Origin of the sequence: Thioalkalivibrio sp. ALMg13-2 (assembly GCF_000381185.1) — a bacterium.
GTDB lineage: Bacteria > Pseudomonadota > Gammaproteobacteria > Ectothiorhodospirales > Ectothiorhodospiraceae > Thioalkalivibrio > Thioalkalivibrio versutus.
In genome coordinates, this window is record NZ_KB906109.1 from 41,691 (window position 1) to 60,097 (window position 18,407).

At 65.4% G+C, this 18,407-nt stretch carries 16 protein-coding genes; 3 read left to right on the top strand and 13 right to left on the bottom strand.

All coding sequences use genetic code 11. From position 1 onward, the window contains the following. Positions 1–26: 26 nt before the first annotated feature. Positions 27–3,500 (bottom strand): DNA polymerase III subunit alpha, encoded by a 3,474-nt coding sequence (dnaE, locus tag F618_RS0108250; RefSeq protein WP_019568282.1) that lies wholly within the window; start codon positions 3,498–3,500, stop codon positions 27–29. Next, on the bottom strand, positions 3,497–4,105 hold the full coding sequence (gene rnhB / locus F618_RS0108255; protein WP_018145588.1) for a ribonuclease HII: 609 nt from the start codon (positions 4,103–4,105) through the stop codon (positions 3,497–3,499). Before rnhB ends, dnaE begins: the two co-directional genes overlap by 4 nt. A gap of 119 nt (positions 4,106–4,224) precedes the next feature. Here rnhB and F618_RS0108260 point away from each other — a divergent pair, with 119 nt between their 5' ends. Genes F618_RS0108260 through lpxB form a run of 3 tightly spaced genes read left to right on the top strand, consistent with a single transcriptional unit; the run spans position 4,225 to position 7,527 of the window. Further along, entirely contained in the window at positions 4,225–5,226 is a 1,002-nt protein-coding gene (locus tag F618_RS0108260; RefSeq protein ID WP_019568283.1) for a Gfo/Idh/MocA family protein, read from the top strand. Then, entirely contained in the window at positions 5,223–6,320 is a 1,098-nt protein-coding gene (locus tag F618_RS0108265; protein ID WP_019568284.1) for a DegT/DnrJ/EryC1/StrS aminotransferase family protein, read from the top strand. The genes F618_RS0108260 and F618_RS0108265 overlap by 4 nt, the downstream gene beginning before the upstream one ends. Positions 6,321–6,360: 40 nt before the next feature. Next, on the top strand, positions 6,361–7,527 hold the full coding sequence (lpxB, locus tag F618_RS0108270) for a lipid-A-disaccharide synthase (RefSeq protein ID WP_019568285.1): 1,167 nt from the start codon (positions 6,361–6,363) through the stop codon (positions 7,525–7,527). Positions 7,528–7,593: 66 nt separating this feature from the next. Here the strand turns inward: lpxB and lpxA are convergent, their stop codons facing one another. The 11 genes from lpxA to pyrH form a co-directional block, all read right to left on the bottom strand. Further along, positions 7,594–8,376 carry an acyl-ACP--UDP-N-acetylglucosamine O-acyltransferase gene (gene lpxA / locus F618_RS0108275; protein ID WP_018145584.1) on the bottom strand — a complete coding sequence of 261 codons (783 nt, stop codon included), beginning with the start codon at positions 8,374–8,376 and terminating at the stop codon, positions 7,594–7,596. Continuing rightward, positions 8,373–8,867, bottom strand: coding sequence for a 3-hydroxyacyl-ACP dehydratase FabZ (gene fabZ / locus F618_RS0108280; protein WP_018145583.1), 495 nt, complete (start codon positions 8,865–8,867; stop codon positions 8,373–8,375). Before fabZ ends, lpxA begins: the two co-directional genes overlap by 4 nt. A 101-nt stretch (positions 8,868–8,968) precedes the next feature. Next, complete coding sequence (lpxD, locus tag F618_RS0108285; protein ID WP_018176727.1) at positions 8,969–9,982, bottom strand: UDP-3-O-(3-hydroxymyristoyl)glucosamine N-acyltransferase; 1,014 nt, start codon at positions 9,980–9,982, stop codon at positions 8,969–8,971. Beyond that, positions 9,960–10,463 (bottom strand): OmpH family outer membrane protein, encoded by a 504-nt coding sequence (locus F618_RS0108290; RefSeq protein ID WP_018176726.1) that lies wholly within the window; start codon positions 10,461–10,463, stop codon positions 9,960–9,962. Before F618_RS0108290 ends, lpxD begins: the two co-directional genes overlap by 23 nt. A 44-nt stretch (positions 10,464–10,507) precedes the next feature. Further along, entirely contained in the window at positions 10,508–12,841 is a 2,334-nt protein-coding gene (bamA, locus tag F618_RS0108295) for an outer membrane protein assembly factor BamA (RefSeq protein ID WP_369772993.1), read from the bottom strand. Between the two features lie 72 nt (positions 12,842–12,913). Beyond that, positions 12,914–14,275, bottom strand: coding sequence for an RIP metalloprotease RseP (rseP, locus tag F618_RS0108300; protein WP_019568287.1), 1,362 nt, complete (start codon positions 14,273–14,275; stop codon positions 12,914–12,916). Further along, a complete protein-coding gene (gene ispC, locus F618_RS0108305; RefSeq protein ID WP_018145578.1) occupies positions 14,272–15,474 on the bottom strand; it encodes a 1-deoxy-D-xylulose-5-phosphate reductoisomerase in 1,203 nt (400 codons plus the stop codon). Before ispC ends, rseP begins: the two co-directional genes overlap by 4 nt. Before the next feature lie 21 nt (positions 15,475–15,495). Next, a complete protein-coding gene (locus F618_RS0108310; RefSeq protein ID WP_019568288.1) occupies positions 15,496–16,332 on the bottom strand; it encodes a phosphatidate cytidylyltransferase in 837 nt (278 codons plus the stop codon). Further along, positions 16,325–17,074, bottom strand: coding sequence for a polyprenyl diphosphate synthase (gene uppS, locus F618_RS0108315; protein ID WP_019568289.1), 750 nt, complete (start codon positions 17,072–17,074; stop codon positions 16,325–16,327). Before uppS ends, F618_RS0108310 begins: the two co-directional genes overlap by 8 nt. A gap of 12 nt (positions 17,075–17,086) precedes the next feature. Beyond that, on the bottom strand, positions 17,087–17,644 hold the full coding sequence (gene frr, locus F618_RS0108320; protein WP_018169869.1) for a ribosome recycling factor: 558 nt from the start codon (positions 17,642–17,644) through the stop codon (positions 17,087–17,089). Further along, a complete protein-coding gene (gene pyrH / locus F618_RS0108325) occupies positions 17,637–18,374 on the bottom strand; it encodes a UMP kinase (protein ID WP_018145574.1) in 738 nt (245 codons plus the stop codon). The genes frr and pyrH overlap by 8 nt, the downstream gene beginning before the upstream one ends. Positions 18,375–18,407 lie beyond the last annotated feature (33 nt).

Consider the following 18,407-nt stretch of genomic DNA (forward strand, 5'->3'; position numbering starts at 1 on the left):
CAGGTGCGGCGACGCCTTGTTTCCAGCTATCGGCCGTAGAGCACCTCGGCCTCGCAACCCGGACCCAGGGACTGCTGAATGCCACGCAACAGCCGCTCGTCCGGGCGGATGGTCCACCCCTCCGGCAGGCTGATATCCGCCTCCAGCCCGTCGCGGCGATAGCACAGGTGCACGCGGCAAGGCCCCTCACGATGCGGCTCCATCAGCCCACGCAGATGGGCCACCTGCTCGGGAACCACCCCTTCCAGGCACAGGTGCAGCGCGCGGGCCCACTGGACCCGCGCTTCGTCCAGGCTGTACACGGTACGGGCCCGCATGCGGATCCCGCCGGCATAGTCGTCGAGCGTGACCGTACCCTCCGCGACCAGCAGGGCGTCCGGCTCCAGGCGGTCCTTGTAGGTGGTGAAGTCGTCGTTGAACAGCACCACCTCGGCCCGCCCGCTGCGGTCATCCAGGGTGACGATGCCCATGCGGCCGCTCTGCGTGTTGCGCACCCGCACCCCGACAATCAGCCCGGCGATGCGCACGGTTTCCTGCTTGCCCCGCCATTTCTGGCCCTGGGGCTCGTCCGGGCGATCCTCCAGCTTGGCCTCCAGCGCCTGCAGCGTGGTGCCGGTCAGGCGCAGCAACTCGGCGCGGTAGCGCTCCACCGGGTGACCGGTCAGATAAAGCCCCAGGGTGTCCTTCTCGCCGCGCAGACGATCGTCGTCCTCCATCTCGGCCAGGGTCGCGCTATCCGGGATCACGGCCGCGGCCGGATCCCCGAACAGGTCCACCACACCCAGATTGGCATTGCGCTCGCTCTGTTCGGCTGCCGCGACCGCCATCGGGATGTCGTTCAGCAGCGTCGCACGGTTGGCGCCGATCCGATCCATCGCGCCGGCGCGCACCAGCGTCTCCAGCACACGCTTGTTCAGCTTGCCGAGATCCACCCGCTGGCACAGGTCCACCAGCCCGTGAAATTCGCCGCCCTCGCCGCGCGCCTTGAGCAGGGTGTCGATGGCCGACTCCCCGACGCCCTTGATCGCGCCCAGGCCGTACACCACGGTCTGTGCATCGTGGCAGGTAAAACGGTAGTCCGACTGATTGACGTCCGGCGGCAGGACCTCCAGGCCCATGTTGCGGCATTCCTCGATCAGCCCCACCACCTTGTCGGTGTTGTCCATGTCCGCGGACAGCACCGCCGCCATGAACGGCGCCGGATAATGCGCCTTGAGCCAGGCGGTCTGGTAGGCAACCAGGGCATACGCGGCGGAGTGCGACTTGTTGAAGCCGTAGCCGGCGAATTTCTCCATCAGGTCGAAGATGTAGGTCGCAACCCCTTCATCCACACCGCGCCCCAGTGCCCCCTCGAGGAAGATCTCGCGCTGCTTGGCCATCTCCTCGGGCTTCTTCTTGCCCATCGCGCGGCGCAGCAGGTCCGCGCCGCCCAGGGTGTAATTGCCCAACACCTGGGCGATCTGCATCACCTGCTCCTGGTACAGGATCACGCCGTAGGTGGGCTGGAGAATGGGTTCCAGATCCGGATGCGGGTATTCCACCTGGGCACGACCGTGCTTGCGGTCGATGAAGTCGTCCACCATGCCCGACTGCAGCGGGCCCGGGCGGTAGAGCGCCACCAGCGCGATGATCTCCTCGAAGCTGTCCGGCTGCAGGCGACGGATCAGGTCCTTCATGCCTCCGGATTCCAGCTGGAACACGGCGGTGGTCTGGTAGTCCTTCAGCAGGCGGAAGGTCTCGGCGTCATCCAGCGGGATGGCGTCGAGATCGACCTGTACCGCGGCATCCATCTTGCGGATGTTGTCCACCGCCCAGTCGATGATGGTGAGCGTGCGCAGGCCGAGGAAGTCGAACTTCACCAGACCGACCGCCTCGACGTCATCCTTGTCGAAGTGGGTCACCAGCGAGCCGCCATCGTCCTCGCAGTACAGCGGCGAGAAATCGGTCAGCGCCGACGGCGCAATCACCACCCCGCCGGCATGCTTGCCCGCGTTCCGGGTGAGGCCCTCGAGTTTCTGCGCGAGATCGATGATCGCGCGCACCTCCTCGTCTTCGTCGTACTGCGTCTTGAGGTCCGCGCTCTCGGTCAGGGCCTTTTGCAGGGTCATGCCCAGCTCGAACGGGATCAGCTTGGCAATGCGGTCGACGAAGCCGTAGCCATGGCCCAGCACACGCCCGACGTCGCGTACCACCGCCTTGGCGGCCATGGTGCCGTGGGTGATGATCTGCGAGACCTTGTCGCGCCCGTAGCGCTCGGCGACGTAGTCGATGACGTCGTCGCGTCGCTCCATGCAGAAGTCGACATCGAAGTCGGGCATGGAGACACGTTCAGGGTTTAGAAATCGCTCGAACAGAAGATCGTAACGCAATGGATCCAGGTCGGTAATGCCCAGTGCATAGGCCACCAGGGACCCCGCACCGGAGCCACGCCCCGGGCCCACGGGGATGCCATTGTCCTTGGCCCACTGGATGAAGTCCGCCACGATCAGGAAGTAGCCTGGGAAGCCCATCTGGCAGATCACATCCAGCTCGCGCTGCAAGCGCGCCTCGTAATCCGCCGCCGGCGCGAAGCAGAAGCGCTCCAGGCGCCCTGCCAACCCCTGCGCCGAGGTCTCGCGCAGGTGGTCTTCGACCGTATAGCCCTCGGGAACCGGGAAGTCCGGCAGGACCGACTCGCCCAGGGTCAGGCTCACCGAACAGCGCCGGGCGATCGCCACGCTGTTGGCCAGGGCCTCGGGGATATCCGCGAACTGCTCCGCCATCTCCTCCGCGGTACGCAGGTACTGCGCCTCCGAGTAACGGCGCGGGCGCCGTGGGTCGTCCAGAGTCACGCCGTCATGGATGCAGACGCGCGCCTCGTGGGCCTCGAAGTCCTCGGGCCGCAGGAAGCGAACATCATTGGTGGCCACCACCGGCAGATCGAACGCCTCGGCCGCGGCCAGCGCCTGTTCGATCCAGGCCTCTTCGCCCGGGCGGTCGCTGCGCACCAGTTCCAGATAGAAGCGACCCGGGAAGCGCTGCATCCACGGCTCGAGATCCTCGGCCAATAGCGCGCGCGCGGCCCCCGAACCGTTCACGAATAACCCGTCGATCCCGCCAGACAATGCGATCAAACCCTCGGCGGCCGCATCCAGCCAGGCGCAGTCCACTCGCGGAATGCCCTTCTCCTGACCCTCCTGCCAGGCGCGCGAGATCAGCCGGGTCAGATTGCGATAACCCGGGTCGTTCTGCGCCAGCAGGGTCATGCGTGCCAGGCTGCCGTCGGCGCGGGCATCGCGCACCAGAACGTCCGCACCGATGATGGGCTGCACACCCTTTGCGATCGCTGCACGGTAGAACTTTACCAGCCCGAACAGGTTGCAGTGATCGGTCACTGCGACGGCCGGCATCCCGCCCTCGGCCACCGCGTTCACCAGTGGCTTCAGGCGGACCAGCCCGTCGATCAGGGAATACTCCGAATGCACCCGCAGGTGCACGAAACCGGTATGGCCTTCGCTCATGCCCCCATCTCCTGTTCACGCGCCGCCAGCGCACGCGCGACCGGGCCAAAACTACGGCGGTGTTGCGGGCACGGCCCCAACCGTTCCAGGGCCTCACGATGCGCCACCGTGGGGTAGCCGGAATGGCGATCGAAGCCGTAATCGGGGTAATCGTGATGCAGATCGCGCAACCAGCCGTCGCGCGCCACCTTCGCGACGATGGAGGCGGCGCTGATCGCAGCCACCGAGCCATCCCCGCCGACGATCGCCTCGGCAGTCCAGGGACCCTGCGGTGTGAAGCGCCCGTCCACCAGCAGATGTGCCGGCGCAATGGCGAGCCCGGCCGCCGCCCGCTGCATGGCGAGCAGCGTCGCATGATGGATGTTCAGTTCATCGATCTCCGCGGCCTCGGCCCGGCCCAGCGACCATGCCAGCGCGTCGGCACGGATCTGCACGTCCAGCGTCTCGCGGCGTTTCGCGCTGAGCTTCTTGGAGTCGGTCAGGCCGGGGCAGGTGTAGCCTTCCGGCAGGATGACGGCGGCCGCCACGACCGGCCCGGCCAGCGGCCCGCGCCCCACTTCGTCCACGCCGGCGACGTAGCGCTGCGCTGCCTCTAAATCGGACATGGAGTCTCCACCACGGTGAACTGCGGGCAATCGCCCGAACGCGAACATGCGCCGCGCCGGGGATCCGTTACAATAGCGCCGAAAATCCTAGCACACCCCCTCCGGATCCGAGCCTACTCATGTCCCAATCTCCGTTACGCTGCGCCGCCATCGGCGTGGGCCATCTTGGCAAATGGCATGCCGCCAAATACGCCGCGCTGCCGGACACCGAACTGGTTGCCGTAGTCGATGCCGATTCCGAAACCGCCAGCCGCGTCGCGGCGGAGCACGGCTGCCGCGCGGAGACCGACCATCGCGCCCTGATCGGTCAGGTCGATGCGGTCTCCATCGCCGCGCCGACCACCCTGCACTTCGACATCGCCCGGGACTTCCTCGAGGCCGGTTGTCATGTTCTGGTCGAGAAGCCGATTACCGCCACCCTGGAGCAGGCCGAGACGCTGAACCGGATCGCCGAGCAACAGGGCGTGGTCCTCCAGGTCGGGCACCTGGAACGCTTCAATGCCGCACTGCGCCGACTGACCGAGACCCCGCTGCACCCGCGGTTCATCGAGTCGCACCGCCTGGCACCCTACAAGCCGCGCGCCACCGACGTGTCGGTCGTGCTCGATCTGATGATCCACGACATCGACATCATCCTGTCGCTGGTGGATGCCCCGCTGACCGAGATTCGCGCCTCCGGCGCACGCGTGCTGACCGGCGACATCGACATCGCCAATGCCCGGCTGGAATTCGCGGACGGCTGCGTAGCCAACGTGACCTCCAGTCGCATCAGCACCAAGTCCGAGCGGCGCATGCGCATCTTCCAGTCACATGCCTACGCCTCGGTGGACTTCCAGAACCGCATCCTGTCGCTGAACCATATTGGCGAACCCGATCCGGAGACGGGAGCCCCTGCGATTCACCGCACGGAGAGTGTCTTCGACGAGGCGGATGCCCTGCTGGCCGAGATCCAGGCCTTTGTCGCCGCCGTGCGCGGTCAGGGGCCGGTCGTGGTCAGCGGCCGTGACGGCCAGCGGGCCCTGGAAACGGCCAGCCGCATCACCGACCTGGTCTACGAGAACCTGAACATCATGAGCCGGGCCGACGGTCCGCACAGCCACCTCGAAGGAGTCAAGCCGTGATCCCGATGGTCGACCTGCAGCGCCAGTACCAGACCCTGCGCCCCGAAATCGATGCCGCGCTACAGGAGGTGCTGGCCGGTGCGCGCTTTATCCTCGGCCCCAACGTCCAGACCCTGGAACAGGAGCTCGCCGAGTACCTGGGCGTGGAACACGCGATCACCTGTGCCTCCGGCACGGATGCCCTGCATCTGGCGCTGGCCGCGGCCGGCATCGGCCCGGGCGACGAGGTCATCACCACCCCGTTTACCTTCATTGCCACCGCCGAGGCGATCCGTTATGTCGGGGCCGACCCGGTATTCGTGGACATCGACCCGCGGACCTTCAACATCGACCCGGACCAGGTCGAGGCGGCCATCACCGAGCGCACCCGCGCGATCCTGCCGGTCCACCTGTTCGGCCAGCCGGCCGACATGCCGCGCCTGCAGGCCATCGCCGAGAAACACAAGGTGATGATCGTCGAGGATTGCGCACAGTCCTTCGGCGCGACGGTCGATGGCGTACAGACCGGCGCGGCCACCGCCTTCGGCTGTTTTTCGTTCTTCCCCAGCAAGAACCTCGGGGCCTTCGGCGACGGGGGTCTGGTGACCACCAACTGCCCGTCTGCCGCCGATACCCTGCGCCGATTGCGCAACCACGGTTCCAGCGTGCGCTACTACCACGACGAGATCGGCTACAACAGCCGGCTGGACGAGATGCAGGCGGCGATCCTGCGGGTGAAGCTGCCGCATATCGACACCTACAACGCCGAACGCCGCCAGGTGGCGGCACGTTATCGCGACGGCCTGGCCGGGCTGCCGGTCGAAGTGCCGTTCGAGGACGGCATCGGGGTCCACGTCTACCACCAGTACACGCTGCTGACCGAACACCGCGACGCGATCATGGAGGCGCTCAAGGCCGCGGACGTGGCCTGCGCGATCTACTACCCGGTACCCCTGCATCAGCAAAAGGCCTTCGCCGATCTCCCGAACCGGCCGGAATCGCTGCCCGTCACCGAAGACGTCGCCGCGCGCTGTCTGTCCCTGCCGGTGTTCCCGGAACTCGAGGATGCGACTATCGACATGATCTGCGGGAAGATCCGCGCCGCCCTCGCGTGACGCCACGCGACATCGCTTCCACAGGGGGGCTCAACCGGTCATGACGCAGCATGTCGTGATCTGCGCCGGCGAGAGCTCCGGTGACGCTCTCGGGGCGGGGCTGGTCCACGAACTCTCGGCACTGGAGCCCGGTCTCCGCTACACGGGCATGGGCGGGACGCAGATGCGCGCCGCTGGGGTCGACACCCTGATCGACGTCTCCGAACTGGCCGTGGTGGGCCTGGTTGATGTGCTGGTCAACTACCCGCGCCTGCGCCGCCTGTTCCGGCGCATGTGCCAGCATTTGGAGACCCAACGCCCGGACCTGCTGGTCCTGGTGGACTACGTGGAGTTCAACCTGCGCCTGGCCGCCCACGCCCGCCGCCTCGGTATCCGCGTGCTGTTCTATGTCAGCCCGCAACTGTGGGCGTGGCGTTCGGGCCGGATCAAGCGCATCCAGCGCAGCGTGGACGCGATGGCGGTACTTTTTCCCTTCGAGACCGACGTCTACGAGAAGGCCGGGGTGCCAGTACGCTATGTCGGAAACCCGCTTGTGGATCGGGTGCAGCCGCCCCAACAGCCGATTCGTGAACAGCTTGGCCTCGCGGCCAATACGCGCCTGGTCGGGCTTCTCCCCGGCAGCCGCAACGGCGAACTGAAGCGCCACTGGCCCATGCTCGTGGACACCGCCCGCCGCCTCCACGTATCGCACCCGGACATCCAGTTCGTGGCCTCCATGGCGCCGGGGGTCACCACGGAACACTTGGGGGCCCTCGCCACCTGTGACGATCTCCCCGTCCATTTCGTGGGCGGCGACACCGCCACCCACTCCCTGATGGCGGGGGCGGATCTATTGCTGATCACCTCGGGCACGGCAACCCTGGAGGCCGGTCTGCTCCAGGCCCCGATGCTGGTGTTCTACCGCATGGGCACCCTGAGCCACGCCGTCTTCTCGCGTCTCGTGCGGGTCGAGAACATCGCCCTGGTCAACATCGTGGGCGGCGAGCGCCTGGTGCCCGAATACCTGCAACAGCAAGCCACCGCCGAGCGCCTGGCCCGCGACGCCGCGGATCTGCTCGACCGCCCCGCGGCCTTGGAAGCGCTGCGCGATCGCCTGGCACAGGTGCGCGATCGCCTGGGCAATGGTGGAGCCGACCGCCGCGTGGCCGAAATGGCGCAGGAACTCCTGCACCACGGCCAACTAAGGGACAACGAGAAGGCGATTTAAGGGCGACGGTTCGTTTGGGGGCAAACGCTTGGGCAGCACGCAGGGTTCTGTCCCGCGGCGACCGCGTCAGTGCGGACGACCGCCGCGCAGAATGCCGCGACGACTGCCGCGCACGAAACCGATCAGATTGCGCACTTCGGGCACCTCGGTCTCCTCGAACATGGCGTCCAGATGACTCTCGCGCCCGGCGCGTCCACGCATTCCCTGGATGAATACCCGGTGCAGCGCCTGAATGGCGTCATTGGAGAAACCGTTGCGCTTGAGGCCAACCTTGTTGATCCCGATCAACCGCGCATAGTTGCCGCTCGCCAGGCAATACGGCGGGAGGTCACGGTTCAGCGCCGCACCCATGCTGGTGAAGGCGTAGGTGCCCACGCGACAGAACTGATGCACCAGGGTGAACCCACCCAGCGTTGCGTGATCCTGGATCTCCACGTGCCCGGCAAGCGAAGTGGCATTGGAGAAGATGATGCCGTTCCCGATGGTGCAGTCGTGCGCGATGTGGACATACGCCATGATCAGGTTGTCGTGCCCGATGACCGTCTCACCCAGGCCCTTCTCGGTTCCTCGGTGCAGCGTTACCGACTCCCGAATCACATTGCGATCGCCGATGATCAGCCGCGTGGGTTCACCCCGATAGCTGGTGTCCTGTGGCTCCTCCCCGATCGAGGAGAACTGAAAGATTCGGTTTTCCCGCCCGATCTCGGTCGGTCCATTGATCACCACATGCGGGCCCACCCAGGTATCCGCGCCGATCTTCACATTGGCACCGATGACCGAGAACGGCCCGATCGTCACCGAGCTGTCGATCTCGGCACTCGGGTGGACGTCCGCGCGCGGATCGATCACGCCGGGATTTCCTGACCGGAACACATGAGCTGCGCCGTGGCGCACACGTCGTCGCCCACCTTCGCGACCGCGTCGAAGCGCCAGATGCCCCGCACCGTGCGCTTCAGATCGACCCGCAGGTGGAGTTGATCCCCGGGTACCACCTGGCGCCGGAAACGCGCCTCGTCGATCCCGACAAACAGGTATAGCTGCTGCTTGTCCTGGTTCTCGTTACGCGCCTCTTCGGTCTTGAACGCAAGCAGGCCGGTGGCCTGTGCCAGGGCCTCGAGGATCAGAACCCCGGGCATCACCGGCTTGATCGGGAAGTGCCCCTGGAAATACGGTTCGTTGATGCTGACGTTCTTGATCCCCGTCAGATAGCTGCCCGCCTCCCACTCCAGCACCCGATCCACCATCAGGAACGGGTAACGATGCGGCAGGTAGCGCATGATCTCCTGGACATTAAAGTCATCCACGCCGGTGTCCTTTCTCTTGATCTTGTTGTGCCGCATCCGGACCGCTGCGCGGGACGTGCAATACGACGTTCGACTCGGCCTCCCCACACGCGGCAAGGCCAGTTACTACCAGGGCCGATTGATCGCCCCTCGCTTGCCTAACGCGCCAGACGGCGCAGTCGGGCCAGCATGCGATTCCACAACCGGGCCTCTTGATGCGGGACTCCAGAGGCGTAGTGACCCGGACGCGTAATGGAGCGCGTGACCAGGGTCATCGCGTGAATGGTGACGTGATCCACGATCGACAGGTGGCCAAGGATCCCGGCACCGCCCCCGATTGCGCAATGCGCGCCGATCCGGGCACTGCCCGCAATCCCCACACAGCCGGCGATGGCTGTATGGTCGCCAATCTCGACGTTATGGGCAACATGAACCAGGTTGTCGATCTTCACACCCCTACCGATCCGCGTCGCGCGCAACGCCCCGCGATCGATGGTCGTGTTCGCTCCAATTTCCACATCGGAACCGATCACGACATGGCCCAGCTGTTCGATCTTCTCCCAACCGTGGTCGCCTGCGGGGGCAAAGCCAAAGCCATCGGCCCCGATCACGCAACCACTGTGCAGGATGCAGCGATCCCCCACCGCAACGCCTTCAAGCAGGGTCACACGGGGGTGCAGGAAGGTATCGGCCCCCACCATCACCCCCTCGCCCACCACGCAGTGCGCCCCCACGACACTCTGGGGTCCCACCGTGGCCCCCGCGCCGATCACCGCCCCAGGCCCCACGAATGCGTCGGGAGCAACCGAGGACTCGGGATCCACAAACGCACCCGGATGGACACCCGCAGCTCGGGCGCGACGTGGCCTGCCCAGCCACTGACTCGCTCGGGCATAGCCCAGGTAGACATCATCCAGGTGGATCAGGGTTCGGGAAGCCGTCGATTTCAGCCCCGCGGCCACCGGTACCAGGATGACACCCGCGGCACTCGCTGCCAGGGCCTCGGCATGACGCCCGGCATCCGTCACAAAACTCAGATCGCAGGGGCCTGCGGTGGCCAGCGCGCTCAACCCGGTGAAGCGGCGTTGGTCATCGCCCGTGAGCTGCCCGCCCAGCGCCTCCGCCAGCTCGCGGGCCGAATACCCGCCGTCAGTCTCGCTGCATTGTGGCAAGGATGTCGTCCGTGATGTCGATCCGGTCACTGGCATACAGCACGTTGCGCTCGGTCAGGATCAGATCAATGTCGCGTTCCCGGGCGAGATCGACGATGGCATCGTTGATCCGTCGCTGCAGTTTGGCCAGCTCTTCGTTGCGGCGTACATTCAGGTCTTCGCTGAAGCTCTCCTGCGCCCGCCGGAATTCGCGCGAACGTTGCGAGAACTCCCGCTCCAGATCCGCCCGTTCCGATGGGTTCATCAGGTCCCCGTCACGTTCCAGCCGGTCACGCAGCCGCTGCAGCTCCTCACGTTCCGCCACCAGCTCCGAATCGCGCGGCGAAAACTCCCGCTCCAGTTCGCGCATGGCATCTTCGGCCTGCGGCGAATCCTCGAGAATCCGGTTCATCGTCACGAATGCCACGTTCTGCGCCCCGGCGACAGCGGGTACTACCAGCCATCCGCTGGCGACGAGAATCACCGCCGCGAACCAGGCCATCCCGGATCTCATGACGCCTCCCGATGCGCTTGCATCGATCATCCTCAGAAACTGGCCCCCAGCAGGAACTGGAAGCGCTGCAGCTCGTCACCAGGCTGATCGTTGAACGGCTCGGCCACGCTGAAGCTCAGCGGCCCCACCGGCGAGAACCAGGTCACCGCCACACCCGCCGATGCCCGCAACTCGCTGGTATCAAAGTCCGACACATCATGGAACACATTCCCCGCGTCCACAAAGGTACTCATGCGGACTGCATCATTGTCGGCCGCAAACGGCATCGGGAAGAACAATTCCGCGGACAGCGTAGTCCGGAAACGCCCACCGTAGGGATCATCATTGGAATCGCGCGTCGCCACCTGACCATCGCGGATCGGTCGCAGATCGCCCAGCTGGTTGTCCTCGTAACCGCGGACCGAGCGAATGCCCCCGGCAAACAGCCGTTCGTAGAACGGGACGTCATCCCCTCCGTAACCATCCGCGTACGCGAGCCCGGCGGAGAGGCTGAAGGAGTACCGATCGGACAGCCGGAAGATCTCCTGACCCGAATAGGTGAGCTTGTAGAACTCGCGGTCACTGCCCGGCACCGTGACTTCCAGGCCGACCCGATGACGACGGCCTTGCGAAGCGAAGGTCGTGCTGTCCCGAGTGTCGTGAATATAGCTTGTCTCCAGCTTGTAGAGGTTCGCGGAATCGCCAAATTCGTCCAGCTCGTCGATGATCTCGTCCGGGGTTCCGATACGATTATTGGAGCGTTCGACCGTCTCGATTTCAATGTTCTCGAAACCCGGGCGCACCTGAATCCGGTCGAACTCCGACAGCGGAATCCCGTAGGTCACGTCGAAACCAAAGCGGTTGGATGAATACCGCGAGATGTTGGCCTCCTCGGCATCGATCTTGCGATAGAACACGGAGAACCCGCGACTCGCACCGGAGGGGGTGAAGTGCGGATTGGTGACGCTCATCCGGAACAGCTGGTTGACCTTGCTGGTACTCACCTCGGTGGAGAAGCGATTGCCGGTCCCAAGGAAGTTGTCCTGTGTCAGGCTCGCGGTCAGCAGCAGCCCCTGGTTCTGCGAGAACCCGGCGCCCAGCGACAAGGCCCCGGACTGCTGCTCGGTCACGGTGATATTCAGGTCTACTTCGTCATCGGTGCCGGCGACCCGCTCGGTCTCCACGTTCACGCTCTGGACGAACGGCAGCCGCTGGACACGCACACGGGAACGTTCGACCAATGCCCCGTTGTACCAGGCGCTCTCCATCTGCCGCATCTCGCGGCGATACACCCGTTCCTCGGTGTTCTGATTGCCGGTGATCCGGATGTTCCGAACGTAGACACGCGGACCCGGGTCGACGAAGAACGTGATCGCGACTTCGCGGTTGTCCTCGTCCACGTCGGGCACCGGGTTCACGTTGGCGAACGCGAAACCCTCCCGGGTCAGGCGTTCGCTGATCCGTTCGGCGGACTCGGTCACCTGACTACGCGAAAACGGCGCATCGATGTCCACGTCAATCAGGCTTTCCAGCTCCTCTCGCGGGATCACGAACTCCCCGGCGAGATCCACACCCGTCACCGTATAGCGATCGCCCTCGTCGACGTTGATGGTGATAAACAAATCCCGCCGGTCCGGCGTCAGCGTCACCTGAGTGGAATCGATATCGAACTCCAGGAAACCCTGATCCAGATAATGCGAACGCAGCTGTTCCAGATCCCCGGACAGCTTCTCGCGTGAGTAATTGTCCCGCCGACTGAAAAAGGCCCACCAGCGTGGCACGCCGGACTCGAAACGCCGGGTCAGTTCACGACCCGAGTAGCTCTCGTTACCCACCACATTGACCTGGCGGATTTTGGCCACCGGCCCTTCGGTAATGTCGATCTCGATGTCCACGCGGTTACGCGGCAGTTCCACGATCTCCACATCGACCTGGACGTTGTAGCGCCCGCGCGCGAAATACTGCTGGCGCAGCTCGCTCTCGATGCGGTCCAGCATCGTGCGGTTGAATACCCGCCCGGAACGCAGGCCCGCCGAATCCAGCGCCTCGCGCAAGCCCTCGTCGGGGATATCCCGGTTACCGGAAAAATTGATCTCGTTGATCGCGGGGCGTTCCGAGACAATCACAACGAGGACGTCCCCGCGCCGGGCGATCTCCACATCGTCGAAGAAGCCGGTCTGGAACAGCTCGCGGATCACCTCCGGACTGCGATTGTCGTCGAAGGTATCCCCAACCTGCACGGGCAGATAACTGAGCGCGGTACCGGCGGTGATCCGTTCCAGCCCCTCGATCTCGATATCCTCGATCTCGTAGGCCTGGCCCCAGGCCGTCCCCGCCAGGCCCAGCAAACCGACCAGGGCCATTCCTCTCAAGCTGTTTCGCGCCATGCTCTCCGCCAAAAAATAGGCCGTTCGGTGGGCTGATCGAGGCACCCGGGATGGGCTCCAGCGTGCCTTCGCCTAACCGAACAGTCGTGTCAAATCATTGTACAGGGCCAGTATCATCAGCCCCGCGATCGCCAGCAGACCCACCTGCTGACCGATTATCTGGGTGCGCTCCGACACCGGGCTGCCCTTCACCGCCTCGGCGGCGTAGTACAGCAAATGGCCGCCATCCAGCATCGGGATCGGCAGCAGATTGATGATCCCGAGCGACACGCTCACCAGCCCGAGAAATCCCAGGAACGCCGAAATCCCGATCAATGCCGAGACCCCCGCAAACTCGGCTATGGTAACCGGTCCGCTGATATTTTTAACCGACGCATCCCCGGTGATCATTCGCCACAGGATGCCCAGTGTCAGGACGGTCACATCCCACGTCCGCTCCGCCCCCGAGACAAATGCCGATCCCGGACCCTGGCGCACCAGTACGGCCATGTCCCGTGCCGCCGATTGATCCGTATCCACGCCCGCGCCGATACGGCCAATGGCCACCCCCTCGTGATCCGTCGCCTCCGGCGTCATCCGTAGTTCCAGGGTGCGCCCGTCGCGCTCCACGGTGACCCGCAGATCGGCTTCTGGATGCGCACGCACCACCTCGACCCAGCGATTCCAGTCCGCGACCGGCTCGCCGTCCACTGCCAGCACACGATCCCCGACCTCCAGTCCGGCCGCCGCCGCCGGGCTCCCACCCTCGACGGCTCCGATCCGCGGTTCCAGCATCGGCCGATAGGGCTGCAATCCCAGCTTGTCGAGGAACTGCCCCTCTGCCAGCAACGCCTGACGATCCCGCAGGTCCACCTCCCGCTCGATCTCTCGACCGTCCGTGCCCCGCAGCAGCAGGGTGACCGCCTCGCCGCGAACCGCATGGTCCAGCAGTCGCAGGTTGGCCTGCTCCCAGTCCGCCACTTCACGATCGCCCACCCGCAGGATCTCCTGCCCCCGCTCGAGGCCTGCCTCGGCGGCCGGCGTATCCGGCGCCACCTCGCCGAGAATGGGCTTGATCCCGCCCACACCCACCATGAACATCACGGCGTATACTAGGATCGCCAGCAGGAAATTCGCCGCCGGACCGGCCGACACCACGAACGTACGGGCCCCAAGACCTTTCTGGTTGAAAGCCCGCGGGACCTCTTCCTGCGCCACCGGACCCTCGCGCTCGTCGAGCATCTTCACGTAGCCACCCAGCGGCAATGCGGCAATCACGAATTCCGTCCGGTCCCGCCCGAAGTAGCGCTTGAAAATCGGCCGGCCGAAACCCACCGAGAAGCGCAGCACCTTCACCCCCACCAGACGTGCGGCGAGGTAGTGCCCATATTCGTGCACGGTCACCAGTACGCCAATGGCCACCGAAAACGCCAGCAGGCTCGTCAGGAACGTCATGACAGGACGGGTCGTGCGTTCGCGACATACTCGCTCGCGACCTCGCGAGCTCGCCGGTCCGCACCCAGGACGCGCTCCAGCGAATCGGCCGCCTCGGCTTCGATCGCCTCCAGGGTCGTGGCGATCACCGCCGGGATCTCGCTGAAGGCCAGGCGCTCTCCCAGGAAGGCATCCACCGCCACTTCATTGGCCGCGTTGAGAACCGCGGTGGCCGTCCCTCCACGCTCCAGTGCCGCGTAGGCGAGACCGAGCGCCGGGAAACGCGCCGCTTCCGGCTCGGAGAATTCCAGCTTGCCCATCGTGAGCAGATCCAGCGGTTCAACGCCCGACTCCATACGCTCGGGCCAGGCCAGCGCATGGGCGATCGGTGTGCGCATGTCGGGGTTGCCGAGTTGCGCGAGCACCGACCCGTCATCGTAGGCCACCATCGAATGCACGATGCTCTGTGGGTGAAGTACCACCTGAATCGTCGAGGGCGCCACGGCAAACAACCAGCAGGCCTCGATCACCTCGAGCCCCTTGTTCATCATGGTCGCCGAGTCCACCGAGATCTTGCGCCCCATATCCCAGTTGGGGTGGGCGCAGGCTTCGTCCGGCGTAATCCCGGCAAAGCTGTCCAGCGGACGGTCGCGAAACGGCCCCCCCGATGCGGTGAGCCAGATCCGGCGTGCCCCGTGCGGTGTCACCGACTCGGCGCAGACGTAGCCATTGGGAAGGCACTGAAAGATCGCGTTGTGCTCGGAATCGATCGGCAGCAGACAGGCACCGGAGCGGCGCACGGCATCCATCAGCAAGGCCCCGGACATGACCAGCGCCTCCTTGTTGGCGAGCAGCACCCGTTTACCCGCCTCGGCCGCGGCCAGCGTCGGCAACAGCCCGGCTGCGCCCACGATCGCCGCCATCACCGCGTCGACCCGGGGCTCCCGGGCGACCTCAGCCAGGGCCTCCGCACCCGCCCGCACCTCGGTACGCGAGCCGACCGCCGCCAAAGCCGTGCGCAGAGCCTCGGCGGCATCGGGATCGACCATCACGGCCACCTCCGGGTGATGCGCCAGGCACTGCGCGCGCATGCGTTCCACATTGCGATGCGCCGTCAGGGCATACACGCGGAAGCGTTCCGGCTGACGCGCCACGACATCGAGCGTACTCAACCCGATGCTGCCGGTTGATCCGAGAATAGTGATCTGCGTCGTCTTCATGGGTACCTGCGTCCGTTCGCGCTATGCCGCCACCGGCGGGGCCGGAATCAGCGCCAGCCACAGCAACCCGGCCAGGAAAACCGGAGCCGCCGCGACCATGCTGTCGAACCGGTCCAGAATACCCCCGTGGCCCGGCAGCAAGGAACCACTGTCCTTCTCGCCAGCCTGTCGCTTCAGGATGCTCTCAAACAGGTCCCCCACGACCGAGACCAGCCCGATCAGTACCGACAGCAGCAGGAATACCATCGCGTCCATCGGCTCGAGGCCCCAAGCGGCCGCGACCACGATTGCGAAGGCCAGCACCGTCAGCAGACCGCCAAGCAAGCCCTCGCGGGTCTTCCCCGGACTGATATGTGGCGCCAGCGGGTTGCGCCCCAACGCCTTCCCGGCGAAATACGCCCCGGTGTCGGCCAGGCCAACCAGCACCACCAGATAGACCACCAGCAACGGTGCCAGGGCATGCAGCCAAACCAGGCCCATTCCCGCCGGCACCAACGTCATGATCGCGGCCACCGCAAAGAGGGTCCGACGGGATGCCGGCGCGGCCGTCTCGCGCTCGCGATAAAACGGCAACAGCAACAGGATCACCAGCCACCACAGCAACACCAGACCCAGGATCAGGTAGTGCAACCCCGCAACCGGCGCCAGACCGAGCGCAACCACGGGAACCACCACGGCCGCCACCAGCGCACCGCGTGCCAACGGGTTTTCGAGCCCCGCCAGTCCACCCCACTCCCAGGAAGCCAACCCGAGGACCAGCGCGACCAGCGCCAGCACCGCCCAGTTCGGGCCCCAGGCCACCAGGGCCAGCGCCGGCAAACCCAGTGCCGCGGCGGTCAGAATCCGTTGTTTAAGCACTCGGCACCTCCCGCGCACTTGCCTCGGCGGCTCCGGTCACGCAGCCGAAACGCCGCTGGCGACTCGCATACCACGCCAGCCCCTGTCGCAGATCATCGGCTGTGATGTCCGGCCAGAACGTCTCGATGAAGAGCAACTCGGCATACGCCGCCTGCCACAGGAGGAAATTGCTGATGCGGCGTTCGCCGCCGGTGCGGATCAACAGATCGACGTCCGGCATCCCGGCCGTGCTCAAATAGCCGGCGAAGGAAGTCTCGGGATTCGCCCCTTCGTCGCCGGCGGCCACCCAGCGGCGGGCCGCCTGCAGGATGTCCCAGCGGCCACCGTATCCCAGTGCCACGACAACCCGCATACCCTCGTTGGCGGCAGAGGCCTGCTCGGCTTCCGCCATCCGCGTCTGCAGATCCGACGGGAAGCTTGCGCGATCGCCAATAAAGGTGAGCGCGATCCCGCGCTCGATCAGTTCCGGGAGTTCCGCCTCGATGGCGGCCACAAACAGATCGAACAGTGCCTCGACCTCTTCGCGCGGGCGGCCCCAGTTCTCGCTGCTAAAGGCGAACAGCGTCAGGGTGCCCACGCCTTGTTCGGCGAAAAACCGCACGGCATGCCGCGTCGCCTCCAGTCCCGCCCGGTGGCCTTCGGAACGACTCAGACCTCGGGCCTCGGCCCACCGCCCGTTGCCGTCCATCACGATGGCCACGTGCGCCGGGAGCGCCTCGCTGGGTGAAGTAGTAACCGGCATCGCCTGCGCCGGTCAGACTTCCATCAACTCGGCTTCCTTGTCCGCAAGCATCGCGTCGACCTTGGCGATGTGGTCGTCGGTCAGCTTCTGGATCAGCTCCTGCGCCTTGTGCTCGTCGTCTTCGGACATCTCCTTGTCCTTGACCAGCTGCTTGAAGGCGTTGTTGGCATCCCGCCGGATATTGCGCACGGCCACCCGCGCGTGCTCGGCTTCGGCCCGGACGACCTTGACCAGGTCACGCCGACGCTCTTCGGTCAGCGCCGGCAGCGGCACACGGATCGTCGTCCCCATGCTCGCCGGATTGAGTCCCAGATCCGAAGTCATGATGGCCTTCTCGATCTTGCCGACCATGTCCTTCTCGTACGGGACCACGGAGAGCGTGCGTGCGTCCTCGGCATTGATGTTCGCGACCTGGTTGATCGGCACATCCATGCCGTAGTACTCCACATGCACATGTTCGAGCAGCGTGGGGTGCGCACGGCCGGTTCGAATCTTCGATAGCTCGTTGCGCAGCGCTTCCAGGCTCTTGTCCATGCGTTCGCGCGCATCTTTCAGGGTGGCGTCACTCATTACGGGCTCCCTCGACCAAGGTGCCGACCGCCTCGCCCATCACGAGCCGTTGCAGGTCGCCCTTGGCAAACATGTTCATTACACGGATCGGCAGGCCATTGTCTCGGCACATCACCAGGGCCGTGGTATCCATTACGCCCAGACGCTGTTCCAGCGCATCGTCGAACGTCAGCCGCTCGTAGCGTCGGGCATCCTTGGTGGTCATCGGATCGGCATCGTAGACCCCGTCGACCTTGGTCGCCTTGATCATGATGTCCGCGTTGATCTCGATCGCTCGCAGGCTCGCCGCGGAATCCGTGGTGAAGAAAGGATTGCCAGTACCGGCCGCAAACACCACGATGCGCCCCTTTTCCAGGTGGCGTACCGCGCGCCGGCGGATGTAGTCCTCGCACACCTGGTTGATGCGGATGGCCGACATCACCCGCGAAAAACGCCCGGCGCGCTCGATCGCATCCTGCAGCGCCAACGCATTGATCACCGTTGCCAGCATGCCCATGTGGTCGCCGGTCACCCGGTCCATGCCGCCTTGTGCCAGACCCGCACCGCGGAAGATGTTGCCGCCACCGATCACGATGCCGACCTCGACCCCCATGCGGGAGAGCTCCGAGACCTCTTCGGCCACCTGCGCCAGGACATCCGGGTCAACCCCGTAGGATTGCTGACCCATCAGGGCCTCCCCACTCAACTTCAGAAGGATGCGCCGGAACGCGGGCTGGCTGTCCTGACTCATGGGGTTCCTTATCTCGGGCTCGGTTGTTCTCGC

Coding starts and splice junctions, on each gene's coding strand:
- dnaE (WP_019568282.1), bottom strand. CDS start 3,500: ATGAGCGAAGGCCATACCGGTTTCGTGCACCTGCGGGTGCATTCGGAG.
- rnhB (WP_018145588.1), bottom strand. CDS start 4,105: ATGTCCGATTTAGAGGCAGCGCAGCGCTACGTCGCCGGCGTGGACGAA.
- F618_RS0108260 (WP_019568283.1), top strand. CDS start 4,225: ATGTCCCAATCTCCGTTACGCTGCGCCGCCATCGGCGTGGGCCATCTT.
- lpxB (WP_019568285.1), top strand. CDS start 6,361: ATGACGCAGCATGTCGTGATCTGCGCCGGCGAGAGCTCCGGTGACGCT.
- fabZ (WP_018145583.1), bottom strand. CDS start 8,867: ATGCGGCACAACAAGATCAAGAGAAAGGACACCGGCGTGGATGACTTT.
- F618_RS0108290 (WP_018176726.1), bottom strand. CDS start 10,463: ATGGCCTGGTTCGCGGCGGTGATTCTCGTCGCCAGCGGATGGCTGGTA.
- bamA (WP_369772993.1), bottom strand. CDS start 12,841: ATGGCGCGAAACAGCTTGAGAGGAATGGCCCTGGTCGGTTTGCTGGGC.
- rseP (WP_019568287.1), bottom strand. CDS start 14,275: ATGACGTTCCTGACGAGCCTGCTGGCGTTTTCGGTGGCCATTGGCGTA.
- ispC (WP_018145578.1), bottom strand. CDS start 15,474: ATGAAGACGACGCAGATCACTATTCTCGGATCAACCGGCAGCATCGGG.
- uppS (WP_019568289.1), bottom strand. CDS start 17,074: ATGCCGGTTACTACTTCACCCAGCGAGGCGCTCCCGGCGCACGTGGCC.
- frr (WP_018169869.1), bottom strand. CDS start 17,644: ATGAGTGACGCCACCCTGAAAGATGCGCGCGAACGCATGGACAAGAGC.
- pyrH (WP_018145574.1), bottom strand. CDS start 18,374: ATGAGTCAGGACAGCCAGCCCGCGTTCCGGCGCATCCTTCTGAAGTTG.